20 protein-coding genes, 1 tRNA gene, 1 other RNA gene and 1 pseudogene are annotated in these 23,736 nt (G+C 56.7%); 17 read left to right on the top strand and 6 right to left on the bottom strand.

Annotated elements, in window-relative coordinates:
• Positions 1 to 25 precede the first annotated feature (25 nt).
• Positions 26 to 475, top strand: a complete 450-nt coding sequence (locus FMF02_RS11845) for a hypothetical protein (RefSeq protein ID WP_019129551.1) — start codon at positions 26 to 28, stop codon at positions 473 to 475.
• Between the two features lie 84 nt (positions 476 to 559).
• Here FMF02_RS11845 and purT read toward each other — a convergent pair whose 3' ends face one another.
• Both purT and pgtP read right to left on the bottom strand, forming a co-directional pair.
• Entirely contained in the window at positions 560 to 1,729 is a 1,170-nt protein-coding gene (purT, locus tag FMF02_RS11840; RefSeq protein WP_141413288.1) for a formate-dependent phosphoribosylglycinamide formyltransferase, read from the bottom strand.
• Between the two features lie 16 nt (positions 1,730 to 1,745).
• The gene (gene pgtP / locus FMF02_RS11835) at positions 1,746 to 3,113 is read right to left on the bottom strand and encodes a phosphoglycerate transporter protein PgtP (RefSeq protein WP_019129553.1); all 1,368 of its coding nucleotides are present in this window, start codon (positions 3,111 to 3,113) and stop codon (positions 1,746 to 1,748) included.
• Between the two features lie 647 nt (positions 3,114 to 3,760).
• On the opposite strand from pgtP, the gene FMF02_RS11830 reads away from it, so the two are divergent.
• From FMF02_RS11830 to FMF02_RS11795, 8 genes are all read left to right on the top strand, one after another.
• Entirely contained in the window at positions 3,761 to 5,710 is a 1,950-nt protein-coding gene (locus tag FMF02_RS11830; RefSeq protein WP_141413287.1) for a polysaccharide biosynthesis protein, read from the top strand.
• Positions 5,711 to 5,734: 24 nt separating this feature from the next.
• Entirely contained in the window at positions 5,735 to 6,616 is an 882-nt protein-coding gene (rfbA, locus tag FMF02_RS11825) for a glucose-1-phosphate thymidylyltransferase RfbA (RefSeq protein WP_141413286.1), read from the top strand.
• Positions 6,617 to 6,660: 44 nt separating this feature from the next.
• Complete coding sequence (gene rfbC, locus FMF02_RS11820) at positions 6,661 to 7,233, top strand: dTDP-4-dehydrorhamnose 3,5-epimerase (RefSeq protein WP_141413285.1); 573 nt, start codon at positions 6,661 to 6,663, stop codon at positions 7,231 to 7,233.
• On the top strand, positions 7,226 to 8,092 hold the full coding sequence (rfbD, locus tag FMF02_RS11815) for a dTDP-4-dehydrorhamnose reductase (RefSeq protein WP_141413284.1): 867 nt from the start codon (positions 7,226 to 7,228) through the stop codon (positions 8,090 to 8,092). The genes rfbC and rfbD overlap by 8 nt, the downstream gene beginning before the upstream one ends.
• Positions 8,093 to 8,095: 3 nt before the next feature.
• Positions 8,096 to 8,893 (top strand): glycerophosphodiester phosphodiesterase, encoded by a 798-nt coding sequence (locus tag FMF02_RS11810; protein WP_227043055.1) that lies wholly within the window; start codon positions 8,096 to 8,098, stop codon positions 8,891 to 8,893.
• Positions 8,894 to 8,972: 79 nt separating this feature from the next.
• A complete protein-coding gene (rfbB, locus tag FMF02_RS11805; RefSeq protein WP_141413283.1) occupies positions 8,973 to 10,031 on the top strand; it encodes a dTDP-glucose 4,6-dehydratase in 1,059 nt (352 codons plus the stop codon).
• Positions 10,032 to 10,778: 747 nt separating this feature from the next.
• Positions 10,779 to 11,246, top strand: coding sequence for a thioredoxin (gene trxA, locus FMF02_RS11800; protein WP_141413282.1), 468 nt, complete (start codon positions 10,779 to 10,781; stop codon positions 11,244 to 11,246).
• 4 nt (positions 11,247 to 11,250) lie between these two features.
• Positions 11,251 to 11,607, top strand: coding sequence for a MarR family transcriptional regulator (locus tag FMF02_RS11795; protein ID WP_141413281.1), 357 nt, complete (start codon positions 11,251 to 11,253; stop codon positions 11,605 to 11,607).
• Positions 11,608 to 11,931: 324 nt separating this feature from the next.
• Here FMF02_RS11795 and FMF02_RS11790 read toward each other — a convergent pair whose 3' ends face one another.
• Positions 11,932 to 12,219, bottom strand: coding sequence for a hypothetical protein (locus tag FMF02_RS11790; protein ID WP_141413280.1), 288 nt, complete (start codon positions 12,217 to 12,219; stop codon positions 11,932 to 11,934).
• Between the two features lie 285 nt (positions 12,220 to 12,504).
• Positions 12,505 to 12,654 (bottom strand): annotated as a pseudogene (locus FMF02_RS11785) (aldo/keto reductase); the annotation flags it as partial.
• A gap of 160 nt (positions 12,655 to 12,814) precedes the next feature.
• On the opposite strand from FMF02_RS11785, the gene FMF02_RS11780 reads away from it, so the two are divergent.
• The 4 genes from FMF02_RS11780 to FMF02_RS14030 all read left to right on the top strand — a co-directional run bounded on the left by FMF02_RS11780 (position 12,815) and on the right by FMF02_RS14030 (position 17,862).
• Positions 12,815 to 13,885 (top strand): fimbrial protein, encoded by a 1,071-nt coding sequence (locus FMF02_RS11780; protein ID WP_244611577.1) that lies wholly within the window; start codon positions 12,815 to 12,817, stop codon positions 13,883 to 13,885.
• Positions 13,886 to 14,096: 211 nt separating this feature from the next.
• Complete coding sequence (locus FMF02_RS11775; protein WP_141413279.1) at positions 14,097 to 14,909, top strand: FimB/Mfa2 family fimbrial subunit; 813 nt, start codon at positions 14,097 to 14,099, stop codon at positions 14,907 to 14,909.
• A gap of 284 nt (positions 14,910 to 15,193) precedes the next feature.
• Entirely contained in the window at positions 15,194 to 17,209 is a 2,016-nt protein-coding gene (locus tag FMF02_RS11770; protein ID WP_244611576.1) for a hypothetical protein, read from the top strand.
• Entirely contained in the window at positions 17,194 to 17,862 is a 669-nt protein-coding gene (locus FMF02_RS14030; RefSeq protein WP_317129844.1) for a DUF3575 domain-containing protein, read from the top strand. Before FMF02_RS11770 ends, FMF02_RS14030 begins: the two co-directional genes overlap by 16 nt.
• A gap of 537 nt (positions 17,863 to 18,399) precedes the next feature.
• Here FMF02_RS14030 and ssrA read toward each other — a convergent pair.
• Positions 18,400 to 18,803, bottom strand: a transfer-messenger RNA (tmRNA) gene (gene ssrA, locus FMF02_RS11760).
• A 211-nt stretch (positions 18,804 to 19,014) separates the two neighbouring features.
• Between ssrA and FMF02_RS11755 the strand changes: the two genes are divergently transcribed.
• The 4 genes from FMF02_RS11755 (at position 19,015) to FMF02_RS11740 (ending at position 23,255) form a co-directional block, all read left to right on the top strand.
• Positions 19,015 to 19,758 carry a cell division ATP-binding protein FtsE gene (locus tag FMF02_RS11755; RefSeq protein WP_026074730.1) on the top strand — a complete coding sequence of 248 codons (744 nt, stop codon included), beginning with the start codon at positions 19,015 to 19,017 and terminating at the stop codon, positions 19,756 to 19,758.
• Positions 19,759 to 19,846: 88 nt separating this feature from the next.
• Positions 19,847 to 21,796 (top strand): DNA topoisomerase (ATP-hydrolyzing) subunit B, encoded by a 1,950-nt coding sequence (gene gyrB, locus FMF02_RS11750; protein WP_019129569.1) that lies wholly within the window; start codon positions 19,847 to 19,849, stop codon positions 21,794 to 21,796.
• 72 nt (positions 21,797 to 21,868) lie between these two features.
• Positions 21,869 to 22,489, top strand: coding sequence for a uridine kinase (gene udk / locus FMF02_RS11745; protein ID WP_019129570.1), 621 nt, complete (start codon positions 21,869 to 21,871; stop codon positions 22,487 to 22,489).
• Positions 22,490 to 22,574: 85 nt separating this feature from the next.
• Positions 22,575 to 23,255: a hypothetical protein gene (locus FMF02_RS11740; RefSeq protein WP_141413276.1), complete on the top strand. Its 681-nt coding sequence runs from the start codon at positions 22,575 to 22,577 to the stop codon at positions 23,253 to 23,255.
• A gap of 352 nt (positions 23,256 to 23,607) precedes the next feature.
• On the opposite strand, the gene FMF02_RS11735 is transcribed toward FMF02_RS11740, so the two are convergent.
• Positions 23,608 to 23,684: transfer RNA gene (locus FMF02_RS11735), tRNA-Asp, on the bottom strand.
• Positions 23,685 to 23,736: the final 52 nt, after the last annotated feature.

Here is a 23,736-nt window from a genome sequence, read left to right as displayed (position 1 = left end):
TATTAACCTATAAAACAATAATGTTATGAGTGTCGGATATCAAATAAAAGAAGTCCTCGAACAGATTATGTGGATGGGCGTCGCTTTCGGGATCGTCGGTTATTTTATCTACCGCGAATGGGGGCGTCGGCGCGAGAGCATGACGATGTTGGAACGTATGACGCCCGAGCAGTTGGCCGACATCCGGCGCGTGGATGCCGAGATCGAGATCGAACGTCAGAGGCGCAGCGCCGGCAACCTCTGGTTCCTGCGGGTCGGCATGGCGGTCTTTGGAGGGGGATTGGGAGGCTATATTGGATTGGAAATAATGAAAAACAGTCTTTTGCAAGCCTCCGGCATAAACAGAGATGTTCTCGGCTTTCAGATAATAGCACTTATCGTGTTGATGATGGGACTGTTTATCTTCTTCGAATTTCTGATCGAGCTCAGGCTCCGGCGTTCGGTAGAGCGTCGCTGCTCGGGCGAACGGAAATAAATAGAATCCTCATTTTTAGTGGAACGGGGTTGCATCTTCTCGGATGCAACCCCGTTTTCCATGTTGAGAACCGACCGTCGGAGGTCAGTAGACCTCGACCTTGGCGGCTGCGGCTTTGGTTTTGTCGCGCAGTGCGTCGAGGTCGGCGTCGAGCGCGTCGTAGCGGACGACGACGCCCATGCGGCGGTTGAGCTTGGTCGAGGGCTTGCCGAAAATGCGCAGGTCGGTGTTCTCCTCGCGGCAGACCTCCTCTTCGCCCCGGTAACGAGGCTGTTCCCTGCTTGCGATCGGCGAGAGGATGACGGCGCTGGCGCCGGTGTGTTCGAGTGTGATGCGCGGGATCGGCAGGCCGAGTACGGCGCGGCAGTGCAGTTCGAATTCGTTGAGATTCTGCGTACCGGCAAGCGTCACCATACCCGTGTCGTGCGGACGCGGCGACAGCTCCGAGAAGTAGACGCCCTTGTCGTGGCTGAGGAAGAACTCCACGCCCCACAGTCCCGCGCCGGTCAATGCCTGCGTGACTTTGGCGGCCATCGCCTGTGCTTCGGCCAGATGCTCGGGCGAGATGGGGGCGGGCTGGAAACTCTCGCGGTAGTCGCCGCCCTTCTGGACATGGCCGATCGGCGGGCAAAAGAGCGTGGGGCCGTTCTGCTGCGTGACGGTGAGCAGCGTGATCTCGCTGTCGAAGGGGATGAACTCCTCGATGATGAGTTCGCGGATGTCGCCGCGGCTGCCGCTGCACCCGTATTCCCAGGCGTGTTCCAGTTCGTCGGGGGTGCGCACCAGCGACTGCCCTTTGCCCGAGGAGGACATCAGCGGCTTGACGACGCACGGGAAACCGATCCGTTCGGCGGCGGCTTTCAGTTCGTCGAACGACTTGGCGTAGAAGTATTTCGCTGTTTTCAGCCCCAACTCTTCGGCGGCCAGGTCGCGGATCGACTTGCGGTTCATCGTGAAGTTGACTGCACGCGCGCTCGGCACGACCTGGATGCCCCGCTCCTCGCAGGCGTAGAGCCGTTCGGTACGGATCGCCTCGATTTCGGGAACGATGATGTCTGGATCGTACTTCGCCACGACGGCTTCCAGTCGGTCGCCGTCGAGCATGTCGAAGACCTCGCAGGCGTCGGCCACCTGCATGGCCGGTGCGCCTGCATACGAGTCGCAGGCCACCACGTATTGTCCCAGCCGCTTGGCGGCGATCACGAACTCCTTGCCCAGTTCTCCGGAGCCCAGTAAGAGAATCTTTTTGGTCATTTCAATCTATGTAAGTTTAAGCGATGTACTGTTTCTCGCGGTTCCATGTCGAGGCGCTGAATCCGATCGACAGGACGCAGGCGCCGATCAGGGCGATGAAGCCGCCGTCCCAGCCGAAATGCTGGAAGATGTAGCCCATGCCGATGTTGGCCAGGAACGCCGAACCGATCAGGTAGCCGAACAGGCCGGTGAAACCGGCGGCGGTGCCGGCGGCCTTCTTCGGCACCAGGTCGAGCGCCGAGACGCCGATGAGCATGACGGGGCCGTAGATCAGGAAGCCGATCGTCCCCATGGCGACGTTGGTCACCAGTTCGGAGCGGCTCTGCCAGTAGACGTAGACGGCCACCATGACCAGCGCCATGTAGATGATCGTGGCCGGGGCGCGGCGTCCCTTGAAGACCTTGTCCGAGAGCCAGCCGCAGAGGATCGTGCCGAAGATGCCGGCGATCTCGAAGATGAAGTACGACCAACTGCTGCCGTCGAGCGCCATGCCCTTGCCCCCGTCGGCGACGGAGGTCGTCAGATAGGAAGGCGCCCAGTCGAGCACGCCGTAGCGGACGAAGTAGATGAAGGCGTTGGCGAAGGCGATGAGCCACAATAGTTTGTTATTCAATACATTTTCGAATAGAATCTGCCGCACGGTCATCTCCTTCTCGTTCGAGGCGGAGTATTGCTTGGTTTCGTGTTTCCAAATCTCGATGGGCGGGAGGCCGCACGATTGCGGCGTATCGCGCACCATGAGATAGGCGATTACGGCGATCGCCAGCGCGACGAGTGCCGGAACATAGAAAGCGCCGCCCAGCGGGTCTCCGAAAAGCGTGTACCCCAACGTAATACCGAATGCGGCGAGCGGAGCCATCGCCGCTCCGCCGATGTTGTGCGCCACGTTCCACACCGACATCTTCACGCCGCGTTCCTTGGTGCAGAACCAGTGCGTCATGACACGCCCGCAGGGGGGCCAGCCCATGCCCTGCATCCAGCCGTTGACGAACAGCAGGCAGAACATCGCCATGATGGCGACGGGAATCGAGATCGACCCCCATGGCAGCACGCCCATGAAGATCATGATGAGCGCCGAGGCGATCAATCCCAGCGGGATGAAGACGCGGGCGTTGCTGCGGTCGGAGACCGTGCCCATGACGAATTTGCTGATACCGTAGGCGATCGACACGGCCGAGAGCGCCCAGCCCAGGTCGGCCTTGTCGTAGCCCATGGATTCGAGCGCCGGCATGGCGATCGAGAAGTTCTTGCGTACGAGGTAGTAGCCGGCATAGCCGATGAAGATACCCCAGAATACCTGACGGCGCAGGCGGGAGTACTCTTTGTCGACCTTTTCGGCGGGCAGTTCGGGTTTGTGTGCTGCCGGTTGTAGAAATTTCCACATAATGACGTAGTATTTAGGTTTGTTTTCAACGGACATTTTCTCGCCCCGGCATAACCCGAACGAGTTCGGTGCTGCACTCGGCTTAACGAAAACGCGCTTCGTTTGGCGGCGGTTGTGCGATACGAAACACAAAGATACGAATAAGTGTGGGTAATGTCAAATTTATTTGAACATTGCCGAGCAGGAGTATCTAAGACGGAGTCAAAGATAGGGAAAGTCGAGTGCAGAAGCAACCTTTTTGATTATGCCGGGACGAAGGGAAGCATTTCTTACGAAAAATCTCCTCGCGGCGGCGGTTTTCGGTTGAATTTCTTTCGTCCATTTCTCGCCTCGGCATAGTCCGAACTTCGTTCGACTCTGCACTCGGCTTAACGAAATGGTTCGCGGAGGCGTGATTCGCCGGTTCCGCTCCGGTCGCGGCATGGGCTTTGCGGCGTTTGCGACGGGCGAAACGACTGTGAAATAAGTTTGTTAGTTCGGGAAAAAGTCCTACCTTTGTGATCCGTAGGCGGAGCGTTCCGTGGCGCGCTTTGAAAAAGCGCGTGAAAGAAGTATGACGCCGTCCGCTTCCGGAACGGCAGGGATGCCGTACTCCGGCGAATGTATTTAAGTGAAGTTGCAAACGACAGCGAAACCGATTCATATTCATGTTTTTCTCTTTGGTTAAAAGGCTGCATCTGGACGGCAGTTATATCCGGTCGTGGTTGATTTTGGCCATCGATCTCGCGGTATCCGCCACGGCGACGTTGGTCGCTTTTCTGGGTATCGATTATTTCGTCAGGAATTCCGGCTTTTCCCTGCTTCATTATCTGTTTTTGCTGGTGTCGGCGTTCTTTTGCAGCGCCGTCGCATTCTATATTTTCCGTACCTACCGTACCGTCATCCGCCATTCGTCGCTGCGCGAAGTATGGAAGCTCGGGGCCGCTACCCTGCTCAAAGAGCTGCTGATGCTCCTCATACTGTGGTTCTGGCCCGACGGGATGACCTTCAAGGCGATCGGTCTCTGCGTGGTGCTGGATCTGTTCGTGACGGTTTGTATGCTCATTACGGTGCGCGTGCTGATGATTCTGCTTTACGATGCGATCATCCTCTCGCACATCCGGCGGACGAACCGTATCCGTACGCTGGTCTACGGTGTCGAGTCGAAGGAGGTGGCGCTCGTCATGCGGTTGCAGAACTCGCCGCATTACGACATGTGCGGATTCATCACCTACGGCCGCCGGCTCAAATATTACGAGATCGCCGAACGGCCGGTTTATTATTTCGAGACGGAGGAGAATATCGAATACGTGCTCGACAAGTTCGGAATCGAAGCCATTCTTTTCGGCAACTACGCCAATGCGAAGGCCGAGTCAGACCGCCTGATCAAATATTGCGTGACGCACGGCGTCAAGGTGTTGATCGCCCCGCCGATCGACGAGATCGTCGACGGGAAACTGGCGCATCAGGGCGGTATCCGCGACATCAAGATCGAAGACCTGCTGGGACGCGAGGAGATAAAGATTTCGCTGGGCGAGATTATGGACAATTTCCGCGACAAAACCGTGCTGGTGACGGGTGCTGCCGGTTCGATCGGATCGGAGCTGTGCCGCCAATTGGCGACGTTCGGCATCCGGCAGCTGATCCTGTTCGACAACGCCGAGACGCCGATGCACGAGATACGCCTCGAAATGGAGGATCGTTTTCCCGATCTGAAATTCGTCCCCGTGATCGGCGACGTGCGGATTCCGAAACGGCTGGATTTCGTCTTCCGTACCTATCGGCCCCAGGTGGTATTCCATGCCGCGGCCTACAAGCACGTGCCGCTCATGGAGGAGAATCCCTGCGAAGCGGTGCTGGTCAACGTCGTCGGATCGCGCAACGTGGCGGACCGTTGCATTTGCTACGGCGTGGAGAAGATGGTAATGATTTCGACGGACAAGGCCGTGAATCCGACCAACGTCATGGGCTGTACCAAACGGTTGGCCGAAATCTATGTACAGAGTCTCGGACAGGCGATCGTAAGCGGGCGGATCGAAGGGCGCACGCAGTTCATCACCACCCGCTTCGGCAACGTGCTGGGGTCGAACGGTTCGGTCATCCCGCGTTTCCGCGAGCAGATCGAACACGGCGGCCCCGTGACGGTGACGCATCCCGAGATCCGGCGCTACTTCATGACGATTCCCGAGGCGTGCCGGCTGGTGATGGAGGCCGCGACGATCGGCCGCGGCAATACGATCTTCGTCTTCGATATGGGCGAGTGCGTCAAGATCGCCGAACTGGCCCGGCGGATGATTGCACTGGCGGGTTTCCGGGTCGATCAGGACATCCGGATCGTCTACACGGGACTGCGTCCGGGCGAGAAACTCTACGAAGAGGTGCTGAGCAATACGGAAAATACCCTGCCGACCGCACACGAGAAGATCCGCATCGCCAAGGTGCGCGAATACGATTACGAGGAGGCGTGCCGCGACGTCGAGGAGCTGGAACGGCTGGCGCGCGAGTTCGATATTCCGAACGTCGTGCGGCTGATGAAACGCATCGTTCCGGAGTATCATTCGCAGAACTCCCGCTTCGAGATATACGACCGGGAACTGGAAGAGGAGAGAACAGCTTGACAGAGACGTAAAACCCATACCTGAATGAAAGGAATCGTATTGGCGGGAGGATCGGGCACCCGATTGTATCCCATTACCAAAGGAGTCAGCAAACAACTGCTGCCGATCTACGACAAACCGATGGTCTACTACCCTATTTCGGTGCTGATGCTGGCCGGAATCAGGGATATTCTGGTGATCTCCACCCCGCAGGATCTGCCGGGATTCCGGCGGTTGCTGGGCGACGGTTCGGACTACGGCATCCGTTTGGAATATGCCGAACAACCCTCGCCCGACGGGCTGGCGCAGGCGTTCCTGATCGGTGAACGATTCATCGGCGACGATACGGCCTGTCTGGTGCTGGGAGACAATATCTTCTACGGCGCGGGCTTCTCCGAAATGCTCCGCGAGGCTGTCCGCACCGCCGAAGGGGGGAAGGCTACGGTGTTCGGATATTGGGTGAAAGACCCCGAGCGTTACGGCGTGGCCGAATTCGACAGGGAGGGCAATTGCCTGTCGATCGAGGAGAAGCCCAAGGAGCCGAAATCGAACTATGCTGTCGTGGGGCTCTATTTCTATCCGAACAAGGTGGTCGACGTCGCCAAGCGGATCAAGCCGTCGGCGCGCGGTGAGTTGGAAATCACTACCGTTAACCAGGAGTTCCTGCAAGCCGGCGAGTTGAAAGTGCAGACGCTTTCGCAGGGCTTCGCATGGCTCGATACGGGGACGCACGACTCGCTGGCCGAGGCGTCGATCTTTGTGGAGGTCATCGAGAAGCGGCAGGGATTGAAGATCGCCTGCCTGGAAGATATCGCCTTCCGCCAGGGGTGGATCACGGCCGAAAAGGTGCGCGAGCTGGCGCAGCCCATGGCGAAAAACCCCTACGGGCAGTATCTTCTGAAACAGCTGGAACAGATAGACCGTTGAACCGGATGCGGCCCTTGCGGCCGTATCGTCAGTTTAGATAGAACGTGAAAATCATTCAAACAGAGATCGAAGGAGTGGTGATTATCGAGCCGGACGTATTCGGTGACGATCGGGGTTACTTTTTCGAAAGTTACAATCAGACGCGTTTCGACGCCGCCGTGCGTCCCGTGCGTTTCGTACAGGACAACGAATCGAAATCGAAATTCGGCGTGTTGCGGGGGCTGCACTTCCAGTGCGGCCGCGCCGCTCAGTCGAAACTGGTGCGCGTGGTGAAGGGTAAGGTGCTGGACGTGGCGGTCGACATCCGCCGCGGCTCGCCCACCTTCGGCCGTCATGTCGCCGTGGAGCTGACGGCAGAGAACAAACGTCAGTTCTTCGTTCCGCGCGGGTTCGCCCACGGTTTTTCGGTGCTGAGCGATGAGGCGGTATTCCAATATAAATGCGACAACCTCTATGCTCCCGAAAGCGAGGGGGCGATCGCCTGGAACGACCCCGCGATCGGGATCGACTGGCGGCTGCGCCCCGAGGAGGTGATCCTCTCGCCGAAGGACAGCTGTCACCCGACGCTGGCCGAGTGCAAGGAGTTGTTCGATTATAATACGGACTATTATGCGTAGGATTCTCGTAACGGGTGCCAACGGACAGTTGGGGAGCGCCATGCGGCTGTTGGGAGCGACGTCGCGGAACGAATATCGTTTTACGGACGTGGCGGAGCTGGATATTACCGACGAGGAAGCCGTCCGGCGGGCGGTGTGCGACGGGCGGATCGACGTGATCGTCAACTGCGCCGCCTACACCAACGTCGATCGGGCCGAGGAGGACGAGGCGACAGCCGATCGGATCAACCGGCTGGCGGTGGGTAATCTGGCACGTGCGGCTGCGGCTGCGGACGCCACGCTGATCCACGTTTCGACCGACTACGTCTTTTCGGGCGACGCCAACCGGCCCTACAACGAGATGTGCGAAACGCACCCGCTCGGCGTTTACGGCCGGACGAAGCTGGCGGGTGAAGCGGAGGTCGAACACAGCGGATGCAAATCGCTTATTATCAGAACAGCATGGCTTTATTCGGAGTTCGGGCACAACTTTCTCAAAACGATGCTGCGCCTTACGGCCGAACGCGACCGTCTGACGGTGGTGTTCGATCAGACGGGGACGCCGACCTATGCCGGCGATCTGGCGCGGACGATCTTCGACATCGTCGAGAGCGGGGCCTATGCCGGCCGCGAAGGCGTCTACCACTTTTCGAACGAGGGGGTCTGCTCGTGGTACGACTTCGCCCACGCCATTGCCGCCGAGGCGGGCCACACGCAATGCACGATCGAACCCTGCCACTCGTCGGAATATCCGTCGAAAGTCGAGCGCCCGGCCTATTCGGTGCTTGACAAGAGCAAGATCAAGACGACGTTCGGGGTGGGGATACCCCATTGGATGGAGTCGCTCAAAGTATGTATGAAAAACCTTAAAAACTTATAGATCATGAAAGTAATGATGATGAGCCTGCTGATGCTGTTGCTGGCAGGCGGCAATGCCGAAGCCAAGAAGTACAAACCTGCGCCCCGCACGGCCAAGAACATCGTGATCGCGCACCGCGGATACTGGAATACGCCGGGGGCGTTCGAAAACTCGATCAAGGCGATCGACAACGCCATGAATTTCGGTATCTACGGCAGTGAGTTCGACATCAACTTTACGGCCGACGATTCGATCGTGGTGGTACACGGTTCGAAGCATCCCGTGGTGAAGGATCTCGTCATCCAGGAATCGACCTTCGACAAGGTGCGCAATACGCTGCTGGGCAACGGCGAGAAGGTGCCGACGCTGCGCGAATATCTGCTTGCAGGAAAGAGCGATCCGTCGACGCAGCTGATTTTGGAGATCAAGAAACATCCCACGCCCGAACGCGAAAACGAGATCGTGGCCAAGACGATGGCAATGGTCGAGGAGCTGGGGCTGGAAAAACGCGTGGAGTACATCTCGTTCAGCTGGAACATCTGCGAGCAGATACGCAAGGCCGACCGCAAGGCCGTAGTCTACTACCTCAACGGAGAAAAGTCGCCCGCCGAGTTGAAGAAGGCCGGCATGAACGGATTGGATTACAGCCTGAAAGTCATCAAAAAGCACCCCGAATGGGTGAAGCAGGCGCACGACCTCGGGTTGAAGGTCAACGTCTGGACCGTCAACAAGGAGGAGGATATGCAGGCGATGCTCGACTTGGGCGTGGATTTCATCACGACGAACAATCCCGTCGAGCTGAAAGCGCTGATCGGCAAGTAAACGGAGTGCTATTTCGCCCGGAGAGATTTCCCGCCGATGGGGAATCTCTTCGGGCGGACTCGTACAAAACAGGATTTTTATGTCACGGAACATTTTGATAACGGGCGGCGCCGGTTTTATCGGGAGCCATGTCGTGCGGCTTTTCGTCACCAAATACCCCGACTACCGCATCGTCAATCTCGACAAGTTGACTTATGCGGGGAATCTGGCCAACCTGAAAGACATCGAGCAGGCCGAGAACTACCGTTTCGAGCGGTGCGACATCTGCGATTACGAGCAGGTGCTCGCCATTTTCCGCAAGTACCGGATCGACGGCGTGATCCATCTGGCCGCCGAGTCGCACGTCGACCGTTCGATCAAGGATCCCTTTACCTTCGCGCGCACCAATGTCATGGGTACGCTCTCGCTGTTGCAGGCGGCCCGGGTCTGCTGGGACGGCGATTGGGCGGGGAAACTCTTCTACCATATCTCGACCGACGAGGTTTACGGCGCATTGCAGTTCGACGGCACGCTCTTTACGGAGACGACCAAATACGATCCGCATTCGCCCTACTCGGCATCGAAAGCTTCGTCCGACCATTTCGTGCGGGCGTTCCACGATACCTACGGAATGCCGACGCTGGTGACGAACTGTTCCAACAACTACGGGCCCTACCAGTTCCCCGAAAAACTGATTCCGCTGTTCATCAACAATATCCGCCACGGAAAGCCGCTACCCGTCTACGGCAGGGGTGAAAACGTCCGCGACTGGCTTTACGTGGTCGACCACGCACGTGCCATCGATACGATTTTCCATCGCGGAAAGGTCGGCGACACCTATAATATCGGAGGGTTCAACGAGTGGCGCAACATCGACCTGATCCGCGTGGTGATCCGCACGGTCGACCGGCTGCTGGGGCGTTCGGAAGGTGCGTCGGAGCATTTGATTACCTACGTGACCGACCGCGCGGGACACGATCTGCGCTATGCGATCGACTCGCGCAAGTTGAAGGATGAATTGGGCTGGGAACCCTCGCTGCAATTCGAGGAGGGAATCGAGAAGACGGTACGCTGGTATCTCGACAACCAGGAGTGGATGGACAACATCACCTCCGGCGAGTACGAAAAATACTATGAGGAGATGTACCGCAACCGTTGACGCCGGATTTCGGTGAGGTTGCGGCCGGAAAGCCGTATCGGAGGGGCTGCCTGCAAATCGTCGGGCAGCCCCGACCCGTTGTACGGGGAGACTGCGATTTTTCGTTTGGAAGCAGCCTTTTCGTTCTGGCCGTATTGCGGGGATACGTGCTGCCCCCCCCCTTGGGGGAGAAGGCGGGCCCGGATTTCTGTTGCGGGTGCGAGGCTTCGTTTTGCCGAACCGTCGCAGTCCGGACGGCGGTTGTGCTGCAAGGCATCTTGTCCGAATGCTTCTCTGCATTCCTATCCCGACGATGTTTCGAGGCGGCGGTTCGATGCGTTGTGCGATGCCGGCAGGCAAGCCCCACTCCGCGGCGGAGTGCCGCTCGCCGAAGTTCGTAGAGTTCCGCCGCCGATGGACGCTGTCGTCTTCGGAGCGTCCGTTAAAATATATTAAGGGGTATTTGGGATAGAAATATATTATCCGGCGGAGACTGAAAATTCGCCCGCATCCGGTTCGATCCGGCTCGATTTCTCGATTGCAGCGGGTACGAAAAATTGCCACGTTGTATCGATGCGGCGAAGAGTATCGTTTATTTTACATATATTTTCCATTGGAAATTTGTTTTGTTGGAAAATTGTTGTATCTTTGCAGTGGAAAGGAGGAGAGATGCACCTTCAAGAACGAGAGGTACGAGTTTGCACTCTCTTTGCAACGAATCGGCAGGGATCGTCTGCAAAGAGGATGATCTCCGCGAATCGATAAAAAATGAAAAGTATGTTGAAAGCAATGAGTTTGGTGGCCGCACTGACCCTTATGGCGGGTGCGGCGCATGCAGAGAAACCGAGAGAACAATCAAAATCGAAAAAAGTTATGGTACAGGAATTAACGCTGGATCAGTTCCAGCAAAAAGTCTACAATCTGTCCGACGCCAATGCGTCGTCGTCGCTGACGTATCTGGGCGACAAACCCGCGATCGTCGATTTCTACGCTTCGTGGTGCGGCCCCTGCCGCATGGTGGCTCCGATTCTCGAAGAGCTTGCCGGTGAGTACGAAGGCAAGATCGTCGTCTATAAGGTCAATACCGAGAAGGAGCCCGACCTGGCGGCGGCATTCGGCATCCGCAGCATCCCGTCGATTCTCTTCATTCCGATGAGCGGCAAACCGCAGATGTTGCAGGGCGCGATGCCCAAGGATGCGTTCAAAAAGGCGATCGAGGAGTATCTGTTGAAATAGTCCGATGAATACGCTCTGCCGCATACGCGAAGTGTCGCGCGCGATCGCCGAGTTCGAACAGTGTTTCGAGCGGGAATATCGCCTGTCGATGAACGAGGGAGTGTTGCTCTGCTGCCTCGCACGGCATGGGGAACTCTCGTCGGGCGAGATTGCGGAGATGCTCCGGCTGACCTGTTCGAATACGTCGAAGGTGATCCGGTCGGTGGAGGGCAAGGGATTCGTGATACGAAAATTGGGCGAAGAGGACAAACGCCAGATGTACTTTTCGCTGACCGAAGCGGGCCGTGCGGAGCTCGAAAGGCTGCAACCGTGCCGTGTCGCGCTGCCGGAACTGCTGGCGAGGTTCCTGACAGAGGAATAAACGCAAGGAGAGGGTCGGATTGAAATTCCGACCCTCTCTTCTTTTCGGAACCTGCGTTTCCGTGCAGAAACGTTCCGGCGGAGTGAAGTCCGTAGCGTCGGGATGCGCGAGTTGCGTTTCGGGACATTGCGTGAAATGCTTCTCCGGAAACGCATCCCGATTTTCGTCGTGTCATTCGCCGTTCGCGGCAGCGTCAGGGGGCTACCCTCTCCATGCTGCGATTTTCCTGCCGGCATCGCCAGCGATGTCGAAATGGAGGCACCGGATAGGAGAGATATTTTTTCGAGAAGCATGTTCCCTGATCCTACGTGCGGCGGCGAAGCGTTATTTCTGCTTTATCCGTTTTTTGCGCTGGTGTTCCAGACGTGCCTGATACCGTGCTTTCTGACGGTTGCGATACTCGGCGAGCAACGTCGGGAAGTTTTCGGCCTCTTTGAGTTTCACCAGACTGCGGAACGTATTTTCGCAGACGGCGAATTTCTTCAATATTTCATTGTAATAGATGCTTGTCTGCGAGGTGTCCCCTCTTTTCAGAATCGGGTTGGCGACCTTTTGGATTTCATAGGCGAGCCCGAGGCGCCTGAGCTGTCTCGCGATTAAATTATCTTTCATATAACTTTGATTTTAAATATATATCAAAAATCGCAAAACAAAAATTGCGCGTCAATCAAAATACCAAATCTTGGTGCAGGAAATTTTGTTTGTCGGCGGCGTCCCCTATTGCAATTTTGTATTGTATAAAATCGTCGAAGGCCGTCGTCTGCCGCGGAGAATGAAGGGATTGGGCGAAAGTATTCGGCAGAGAGGAAATTTACGGGTGGATTCGGGTATACGGATATTACGGTCTCCGACGGAAATATTCGAGGGGGGGGGAACGGAACCGCCGATGCATGCATCCGTCAGCATGCATACGGCGTGGGCCTTGCGGATGGTTTCCGCACTGACCTCGCACACGCTCCGGCGTTACACCTCGCCCTCGTTCGTCAAGCCGGCGACGGTCGACGCCACCTCTTCCGCCGGAACATTCGGATCGGCGCGATGCTGGTAGGACGTGGAGCCGTACATGGCTTGTCGTTTTTCGTGGAAAAGATCTATAAACGAAAAAATCGTCGGAAAGCAAGGATTTGCCTGACTTTTGCACATCGTTCGAATGCCGTTGTCGGGCATTCGCTGTGTATTTATTTTTTATACGAAAATAGTTTATATTATGGGAACAAGCATCAATGTCGGGAAAAGAGGCCTCTTGGCGATATTCACCTGTATTTTAGCCTCTGCATCGTTGTCGGTCTCTTGTAGCAAAGACGACACGGAGAAAACTCTTTCCGAGGAGACTGCCTCACTGACCGTTACGCTGAACGGTCAGGCGCCCCGCACCAAAGCCGTCGCTCCGCCGGAAGATGCGGATGAGCTGGAAAAGGCCGAAAATACGGTCAAGAATGCGACGGTATTCGTGTTTAACGCCAACGGTACGCTGGACAAGCGGCAAACGCTCGCCGCACCGAGTCTCTCCGCGACGATCTCCGGATTGCTCGCCGGGGAGAAGAGAGTCGTGGTGGTGGCGAACGTTCCTTCCTCCGTCACCTTTCCGGACGGCATCAATTACAGTTGGTTCGCCGATGCGGGCAATGTGATCGATCTGGACACCCAATCTCCGGAAACGAACGGACTTTTCATGAGTGGAGAGGATATGGTAACGCTCACGGCCAATTCCACCGCTGCGAAAACCATATCCATCAGCCGTATCGCCGCAAAAATCAAATTGGGGACGGTTACGATTTCTCCGGATCCCGGGCACGACCCGGATAAATTCGTGCTGAACAAGGTGATCGTCATGAAAGCTCGCGGTTCGGCCATGATGGGACTTCCCTCGGCGGCTTACACTCCGGATGTGTTTTACGGGGGAATGGCGGGAGATAAAAGTACCGTAAAGGCTTATCTGTCGGAGACCATATCGGCGAGCGACTATTCCAACCGTTATTTCTATGTCTTGCCCAGCGACAATGACGACGGTAATACCACGCTCATAACGCTCGCGGGTACCTATGACGGGCAGCCCGCCTATTTCCCGTTCCGCATCAACGACAAGGCGGGAACAGGCGAAGCATCCAGCGACGGAACTTTCATTCGCCGCAACTATGTCTATACGGTCAATGTGAAACTCAAACGTCTGGGAGGCGGTAGCTCCAATCCGGAAGTCCCGGCCGATCCGGCGTCGCTCGATATTACCGTCGAGCCGCAGGACTGGACTGCGGAACTCGTCCAGGACGTAGAGTGGTAGCAGGAAATGGATGATTCCGTCCCGAAGAGTATCTTTCTTCGGGACGGGGTCAGATCGTTTGAACGACACGGTGGTGAATACGGTTCGACATCTGTTCCGCAGAGGATGGCCGCGGGGCTTTTTCCTGTCCGGTATGCTCCTTCCGCTGCTTTTCGGTTGCATCCGTGAGGATCGGAGCGACTGTTTTCCGGTAGCGGAAACGAGATTTGTCGTGTTAAAGATCGTGGATGAAGCGACGGGACAGGACATCACGCAGACGGGAGAGGCCGGCAGTGCCGTATTGTACCTGTTTTCGCAGGGCGGCCGTTTCGTCGATCGAATCTCCGTAACCCGAGAGCGGATCATGAAGCGTGCGCCGATTCCGTTACCCGACGGTACGCCCGGCCGTTGCCGTGCCGTTGTCTGGGCCAATGCCGGAACGGGCCAGCGGTTCCATTCTCCCGCGGCAGGAAGCCGGATCGAAGACCGGGCCGTTTCGCTGATAGAAGAGGACGATACGTTTCATCATACGCCGGACGATCTGTTTTTCGGGCGGGCCCGACTCGGCCCGACAGGGGAAGCCGCCTCCGAAGAGATCACATTGATCCGTAAGAATGCGAGGATACATATCACCGCCAGGGGATTGGACCGGAATACTCCCGAAGACCTCTATTATTTCACGGTTGAAATACCCGACGACGGTTATGATTTTGCGGGGAATCCGATCTCCGGAACGGCCCATGTACACAGAACGGGCACGTTCCGCGACAACGGGGATTTCTCGACCGACGGAACGTTCAATCTGGTTCATACCGATGAGGCCGATTCGCAGGCGGACGAGGTGATCGTGAATCTGTATGAACGGATGTCCGCCCGTTCGGCGGATCGTCTGCTCGCTTCGGTGACAGAGGTCGATGGCGACCGGATTTCATTGCCGGCGGGCCGTACCCTCAATTTATTGATTGAGCTGAATGAAGGCGGCGGGCTCTCCATTCGCATGGAGATTACCCCTTGGAATGAAATATACCAATGGGATATTTGGTAATCACAAACGGACGAACGATGAACGAACATGGAAATAATGACGGGAATCGCCCGATCTTCGGGAGGCGAAGAGCTCGTTGTCGGTTGCAGGGGATCGCACTGTCGGTACTTTGCCTGTTCTTCGCGGCCTGTGCGCAGACGTTTCCGGATGGAGATGTGTTGGAACGTTATCCGGACGGCGGAGTACCGATACGCCTGACGGTTAGTTTGCCGCAATCGGCCTTCCCCGAGAAGCGCACGAAAGTCGAAAAGGCATCCGACGAGACGGAAAATCGGATCGAGGAGATGAGGATACTCGTATTCGAACGGAACGAAAGCGGATATGCGTATCACTATATGGTGGAAGCGGAACAACTCCAATCGAGCGGCACCGGCGTTCTGTTTCAAGCCAAACTCCTCAGTACACCCAATCCGGTCAAACTGATGCTGGTCGGCAATTACGGCGATGCGTTTGCCGTTTACGCGCCTTCGCCGGGCAATTCGGAAGCCGATGTCAAAGCCGGAACGGGATGTTCGTTCGGAGAATCCCTACGGAGTCTGCCCATGTACGGTCAGATCGTCATTCCGTCCGGACTGGAAGCTGACAGGGAGAACCGTTACAGTGTCAAGATGCTGCGTGCGGCAGCCCGGGTCGATGTGGAGAAGGACTTGGCGGCGGATTCGCGGCCGCTACGGATCGAGAGCGTCCGCGTATACCGCGCGAACGACAAAATCCAAATCGCACCCGACGAAGCCGTCGATGAGGAATCCCCTCGGGTTGCTGCGCCGTCGGTATTTGCAGGAGCCGTAAAGTCGCAGACTCCGATCGTAACGACGGCGGGCGAATCGAATCCCGTTTCGATTGCCGGGATCTATCTTCCCGAAGCCGACGGAGAGACCGATCCGTCGGCTCAGCTGACCGAGGCGACCTGCATCGTCGTGGGCGGGTATTACGACGGAGGGTCCTCCCCTACTTATTACCGGATAGATTTCAATCCTGGCCTCGAAGGACATCCGTTCGGTCAGATATTGAGGAATTACCGGTACGTTTTCCGAATCAGGAAGGTGACCGGCCCCGGTTGGAGCGATCCTGCGCTGGCGGCCGTGAATCGTGCGACGGGCATCGTCGCTGAGATACGTCCGTGGGAGAATTTTACGACCGAGATGTATTTCGAGGGAGACAACTATTTCGGCTTGTCGTCCCGCAACGTGACGCTGGGCTATCAGGCGGGAAGAGTCGATACCGTGGATGTTCAGACGACGGTACCCTATGCGATTCAATGGCTGGATACTTCCGGCACTCCTGTCGGTAGCGCAGTATCCGGTGTCGGCGCTTCACTGCCGGATAGCGGCGGTTTTACGGTCGCGATCGCTCGGAATTCCGATGATGCCGAGACCGTCACGCGGCTGATCTTTACCACGACAGGGGACAATCGTACGCAGAGCGAGGCGACGGCCGGATTGAGGATAACGGCCGGTCGCTGGACTTTGGATGTTTCGGTAAAGCAGGAGAGTCCGGAAAAATACCGCAAGCGTTTCATTCGGGTGTTATCTGTCACGGAGGTAGGGTCGTTCGGGACGAACAATCCCGCTGCGGCGAGCGGACAGCCGCTGCGTAGGATATTGGACAATGCGAAGAACTTTTCTCCTTCCGGTACGGTGATCGTCGGGGGATTCTCCTTCATGGAGGCATCCCGTGCGGAGATACAGACTACGAGTACGGGTTCCGGCTCCGATATATTCCAGAACGTGAAGAATACGATCAATACTCAGGACGTCATCTATCTGACCTACAATAGCCCGATCTCGGACGAACTGGCCAAGGTCGTACTTTCATGGTTGCGAAGCAGTCCGAATCGGGTATTGATCGTCGGTACCGACACCGATGCGACCAATGCCAATCTACGCAGCTACCTGACTGCGGACGGGACGTGGAAGTACTATAACCAGAGTCCGGCCGTCGGGGGTAAGTTCAAGCGGGCGGCGCAGACGGACGGCAATAGACGGTTCTTCACTTCGCCCTTCGGTACGGTAGCCGAGAATGCGCCGATCGCGCGAGCCGACGATTATGCGGGCTATTGTTTGAATTATCCGGCGGGGGTGACTCCGTTGGTGGTCAGCGATGCGGTCGGCTATGAAAAGGCGATGATCGTCGGGGTCAACCGTCAGGATCGCATCGTATATCATGGCGACGCCAATTTGAATCAGAACGGACGATTGAGTTCTCAGGCCAATGCGAATGGATCTGTAACGTCGGATTTCGACCGGTTGACTGCCAACTTGTGGGCCTGGATCGTGGAGCAGGTATGCGAGCAGGAATGAGTGTCCACGGCGGCTGCGGCCGTTCGCCGTATGTAAACTGGGAGATAAAAAACGAAAGGATGAAGAGGTATATATTCTGTATTTCGCTGTGTTTGGGAGTCGTATCGGGAGGCAGGGCTGCTGCCCAGGAACCACCGGCCGAACCGGAGGCGGCTCTTCCCCTGCTGGAAGTCAAGACGAATGCGCTTTATTGGACTACCGCGTCCCTCAATGCAGGTTTTGAGATGGGGTTGACTCCGAGGATTACGTTCGAGATCGATGCGGGATATAATCCCTGGACATTCAGCGACAATCGGAAATTCAAATTCTGGATGATACAACCCGAAATCCGGCATTGGTTCCGCAACCGTTTCGAAGGGCATTTTCTGGGCGTGCATCTTCTGTATGCCGATTTCAATGTCGGAGGCATGAAGTTTCTGGGCATGAGCGACCGGAGATACCAGGGGGCCCTGTATGGGGCGGGTGTGGCATACGGGTACAGATGGCCCCTCGGAAAAAATTGGAGCGTCGAGGCTACGGCAGCTTTGGGCTATCTTCGTTCGGATTACGACCGCTACGTTTGGAAGAAATGCGGACGTCACCTCGGTCGGGGGCATAAGAACTACTTCGGACCGACGAAGGTAGGCGTGTCGTTCGGTTTTACGATCAGGTAACTCCGTCCGGCGACGTCGCGGAAGAAAGAGATCGGTGGACGGACGGAGTGATTCCGGAGGCCCTTCCGAATGGCTTTGCATTGAATGTGCCGTACGCCTTTCCATACGCCATATCCCGAACTGAAAAAGAGAGGAGGACTTATCCGTCCTCCTCTTCTTTTATCGTCGCGCTTCGACGAAATTCACATCGGGCAGTCGATCCCGTTTCGGGCGAGCCAGCCCCAAAAATACAGATTCCCGGCCGGAATGTTTTCCCTGTCGGTCGATAATCCGTAAAAGCATTCCGCGAAAATGAAAAAACGATATATCGTCAGTTGCCGGCGGCCTGTTCGGACGGCAGGAAGGAACCGGTCAAAAACAGCCAATATCCTACGGGACGGCACTGTATGAGACCCTATATAGCGATGGGAAAAAGGGCAGTCCGAATAGACCACAGGTAATATGCGTTTTTTTACATTTTGCGGCGTTGTTCTTGAAAACACAAAACCCTGCAAATGAATATTTTGCAGGGTTTTGCACTTTTCGTTTCCGGTACTTTGGTGGAGATGGCGGGAGTCGAACCCGCGTCCAAACAAGGAACCCAACTGCTTTCTACACGTTTAGCCGACCGTTTCGTCCTTCTACTTGAGCCCGGCAGGCGGCGGCCTAACCCAAGTCCCAGCCTCTTTGTTTCGCACGGCGCCCGAGGCGTTGCACCGTACTATCTCTAAATGAACGATACCCCGTATGAAGAGCGGTTAAAGAGCGGAACTACCCTTCGGGATACTCGTCGCCGAACCTCCTTGGGCCCGGCGATTAAGCCAATTTTCTCTGAAAATTAGGCAGCGAGTGCATAGCTGTTGTTGCCATTTGTACGTTGAGCGTCGGGATTTACGAGCTGCCGCACAGCGCTCGACGTGCTTACAATCGAACTCTACCTGCTGTCAAAACCGGTCATCCCCTCTTCTCGGACGGGACTTTCGCGGGAAAGTTCCATTGAAATACAATGCAAAGATAATACAAATCGGGGACAAAAGCAAATTTATCCGCATTATCGCCGAATGCATGCCGGCCGGCACGCGGAACGAAGGCGGCGCTTTTTTTGCGGAGAAACATCCCCGATCCCGCGAAAAAACATTATCTTTGACCTTGTTTTAACTAAGGAAGCTGTTTATGAGCGGAAAACGCGTTATCGAGTTGCGGGACGTCGCGATCTATCATGCCGAAAATCCGTTCGGCAGGCAGTCGGCCGAACGGCTGGTGCGCTCGGGCGAGCTGGTACTTTCGGAGGTCGACTTCTCGGTCGAAGAGGGCGAGTTCGTCTATCTGATCGGCCGTGTGGGGAGCGGAAAGAGTACCTTGCTGAAAACATTGTATGCGGATGTCCAGCTCTTGGTCGGCGAAGGGTGCGTCGTGGGTTTCGATCTGCGGAAACTGCGCCGCCGGCAGATACCCTATCTGCGCCGGAAGATCGGCATCGTCTTCCAGGACTATCAGTTGTTGACCGACCGCAACGTGTTCCAGAACCTCTACTACGTGATGCGGGCCACAGGCTGGCGAGCCGAAGCGGAAATCCGACGCCGTATCGACGAAGTACTGCAACTGGTCGGGCTGGAAGCCAAGCACTACAAGATGCCGTTCGAGCTTTCGGGCGGAGAGCAGCAACGCCTGGTGATCGCCCGCGCCCTGCTCAACAAGCCCCGCCTGCTGCTGGCCGACGAACCGACGGGAAACCTCGATCCCGTGACGGCCGACGGGATCATGCGGTTGTTCCTCACGATCGCGCGGAGCGGTTGTGCGGTGGTGATGTCGACGCACAACACGAATCTCATCGAGGAGTATCCGGCCCGCACGCTCGTCTTCGAAAAAGGGCGCGTCAAGGAGGTCGACATGCAGGCGCTTCTGGGGCGGATTTGACCCTGCGAAAAGCCCGCCGATCTTGTCCGGAGGCTTGCAGGTATCGCAAAAAAATCGTATATTTGTACGTTAATTTAACAATATAGGAATGAGTGAAGAAGTGAACAGACCGGAAAAGGAGTATTCCGCGTCGAGCATCCAGGTGCTGGAAGGGCTGGAGGCCGTGCGCAAGCGTCCGGCCATGTACATCGGCGACATCGGCGAGAAGGGACTCCATCACCTGGTATACGAGGTGGTCGACAACTCGATCGACGAGGCGTTGGCCGGCTATTGCACGGATATCGAAGTGACGATCAACGAAGACGGTTCGGTCTCCGTGCGGGACAACGGCCGCGGCATCCCGACCGACTACCACGAAAAGGAGGGCCGGTCGGCGTTGGAGGTCGTGCTGACCGTGCTCCATGCAGGCGGTAAGTTCGACAAGGGCAGTTACAAGGTGTCGGGCGGTCTGCACGGCGTCGGCGTGTCGTGCGTCAACGCCCTGTCGACGCTGCTGATCGCCGAAGTGCATCGCGACGGCAAGATATACCGCGAGACGTTCAGCAAGGGCGTGCCCACCTCCAAATTGGAGATCGTCGGCGAATGTTCGGACCGCGGTACGACGATCACTTTCAAACCCGACGGCGAGATTTTCACGCATACGACGGAGTACAAGTACGAAATTCTGTCGAACCGCCTGCGCGAACTGGCGTTCCTGAACAAGGGTATTCAGCTCACGATCACCGACAAGCGGGTGAAGGACGAGCAGGGAGGTTACCTCAGCGAGACCTTCCATTCGAAAGACGGTTTGAAGGAGTTCGTGCAATATCTCGACGCCACGCGCGGCGAGCCGATCATCGAATCGATCATCTATCTCGATACCGAAAAGAACGGCGTGCCGGTCGAAGTGGCCATGCAGTACAACGATTCGTTCTCGGAGAACGTCCATTCGTATGTCAACAACATCAATACGATCGAAGGCGGTACGCACCTCACGGGCTTCCGCCGGGCGCTGACGCGTACGCTCAAAAAGTACGCCGACGATTCGGGGATGCTCGCCAAGTTGAAGTTCGACATCAGCGGCGACGACTTCCGCGAGGGGCTTACGGCCGTCATTTCGGTGAAGGTCGCCGAGCCGCAGTTCGAGGGGCAGACCAAGACCAAACTGGGCAACGACGAGGTGGCCGCATCGGTAGATCAGGCCGTTTCGGAGGCGCTGGCCAACTACTTGGAGGAGAATCCGAAGGATGCCAAGGCGATCGTGGGCAAGGTGGTGCTGGCGGCACAGGCGCGCCATGCGGCGCGCAAGGCGCGCGAAGCCGTGCAGCGCAAGACGCCGCTGTCGGGCGCCGGTCTGCCGGGCAAGCTGGCCGACTGTTCGAGCCGCGACCGGTCGATCGCCGAGATTTTCTTCGTCGAGGGTGACTCGGCAGGCGGAACGGCTAAGCAGGGCCGAGACCGTAACTTCCAGGCGATCATGCCGCTGCGCGGTAAGATTCTCAACGTGGAGAAGGCGCAGGAGCACAAGATGTGGGAGAACGAGGAGATCAAGAACATGTTCCAGGCGCTCGGCGTCACGATCGGGACGGAGGAGGACAGCAAGGCGCTCAATCTGGAAAAGTTGCGTTACGACAAGATCATCATCATGACCGATGCCGACGTCGATGGAAGCCACATCGCCACGCTGATGCTGACGTTCTTCTTCCGCAAGATGAAGGAACTGATCGAGAACGGCCACGTCTATATCGCTACCCCGCCGCTCTATCTGGTCAAGAAGGGCAAGCAGGAACGCTATTGCTGGACGGAGGAGGAGCGCGACAAGATCTCGGCCGAATTCGGCAAGGGCGTGCACATCCAGCGTTACAAAGGTTTGGGCGAGATGTCCGACGTGCAGTTGTGGGAGACCACGATGAATCCCGATACGCGCATCCTGCGGCAGGTGTCGATCGAGAACGCAGCCGAGGCCGACCGCGTCTTCTCGATGCTCATGGGCGACGACGTGCCGCCCCGGCGCGAGTTCATCGAACGCCACGCCACCTACGCCAATATCGACGCGTAGTCCGATTGAAAGGAGGAGTTGCCCCTGCGGGGCGGCTCCTCTTTTGTATGACCCTCAATAAACGATTTTATCATGGACGTTACGATCATCGGCGTTGCCGGCGGAACGGGTTCCGGCAAGAGTACGCTCGTCAAGCGGTTGCAGGAGGCGTTCAAGGACGACGACGTCGCCACGCTGTGCCACGACTACTACTACAAGGCGCATCCCGAACTGACCTACGAGGAGCGCACGAAGCTCAATTACGATCACCCGCAGGCGTTCGACACCCACATGATGGTGGAACATATCCGTGCGCTGAAAAACAATGTGCCGATTTCGCATCCGGTCTATTCGTTCGTCGAGCACGACCGTCTGCCCGAGACGGTCGCCGTGAAGCCATCGAAAGTAATCATCGTCGACGGCATCCTGATCTTCGAGAACAAGGCCCTGCGCGAGTTGATGGACATCAAGGTCTATGTCGATACGGATGCCGACGTGCGCCTGGCGCGCCGCATCCTGCGCGACGTCTGCGAACGCGGCCGGACGATGGAGTCGGTCATCAATCAGTATATCACCACCGTCAAGCCGATGCACGAGGAGTTCGTCGAACCGTCGAAGAAGTATGCCGACGTCATCATTCCCGAAGGCGGATTCAACTCGGTGGCCGTGGCCATGCTCATTCAGAATATCCGGTCGCTGATCGCCGCGAAGTGATCGGGCGTTCGGCTGAAAATTCGGGGCCGATCCTTTCACGATCGGTCTCTTTTTTGCTATATTTGCAAGCAATCCCCGAATTGTAATGGAACAGTCGGTTGCATCTCGTTTTCAAATATTTCGTGCGCGGCTCAAAAGATACCGAGCGCATTTCGCCGTCGTATTTCTGGTAGCGGCGGCGTTGGCGGCCGCCTGTTCGGGTTCGGGGCCGGTCGCTGCCGTTTTCGGGGGAGCGGCGGTCGTGCTTCTGATCGGTGTCGGCACCGCGTTGGGATACCGCGAATACCGGAAGCGGCAACTCCTTTCCCGCCGCTGGGTGCTGTCGTTTCTGAAAGCGCGCGGCCTCGATCCCGAGGAGGATGCCGACGGCGACGTGTTGTTTCTGCTCGACAACATGAAGTATGTACTTCATATCAAAGAGCACTACTTCGAATTGCATATCGGGTTCGGACGCAAACGTTCGGAGCTGAACGACGAGTTGATGACACGTATGGCGCAGGAGGTGATGAGTTCGACACGGATGGTCAAAATCTTGCTGCGCCCCGAAGCCGTTCTCTTCTCGATCGAATGTCTGCAATGCCGGAAAAGCGAATTCGCCGGGTTTTTCGATTCCTATATCCGTATCCTCAAATTCTCCGTGGCCGAGCATACGCGGCGTTATAACGAGGCGCTCGAAGAGTTCCACCGGGAGCTTCGCCGCCAGCGGGAAGCGGAGTATCTCTCGCAGCGTTTCTCGGATTATCAGGGCAAAGATGTGGTCAACTGACCGATCCTGAGATCTCGTTCGAATCCTGCAAGAGCCGGTTGGTGTTCGTGGAATTGATCGGTACGCCGACGGGCAGTTGTTCCCTGCAAAGGCGAACCGATGAGCCTGCCGATTGTTTACTGCACGAAATTTTCATGCAGCCGAGGCGTCGGTCGCACCCACCCGCTGACGGTATGGCGGCAGCCGTTCTGCCGGCGATAAGACTCGGTTGATTTAGCAGTGTCTCAGAAATCCTTACAAAAGCTGTATCTTTTTAGAATTGCGGATTTCGTGTTGGAAGACAAGATGGGATTAGGAATCGTTCTAAATGAAAGACACGGAAGAATTGGATGGAATTCTTCCGTGTCTCTTCTGGCGGTGCGTAGGGGACTCGAACCCCTGACCCCGTGCGTGACAGGCACGTATTCTAACCAGCTGAACTAACGCACCGTTTTGTTCATTGCGAGTGCAAAGGTAATACAAAAATTCGAAAATGCAAATA

Source organism: Alistipes communis (assembly GCF_006542665.1).
Taxonomy (GTDB): Bacteria; Bacteroidota; Bacteroidia; order Bacteroidales; family Rikenellaceae; genus Alistipes; species Alistipes communis.
The sequence above is the reverse complement of the archived record's forward strand: the minus strand, read 5'-3'. Positions and strand labels throughout refer to the sequence as shown.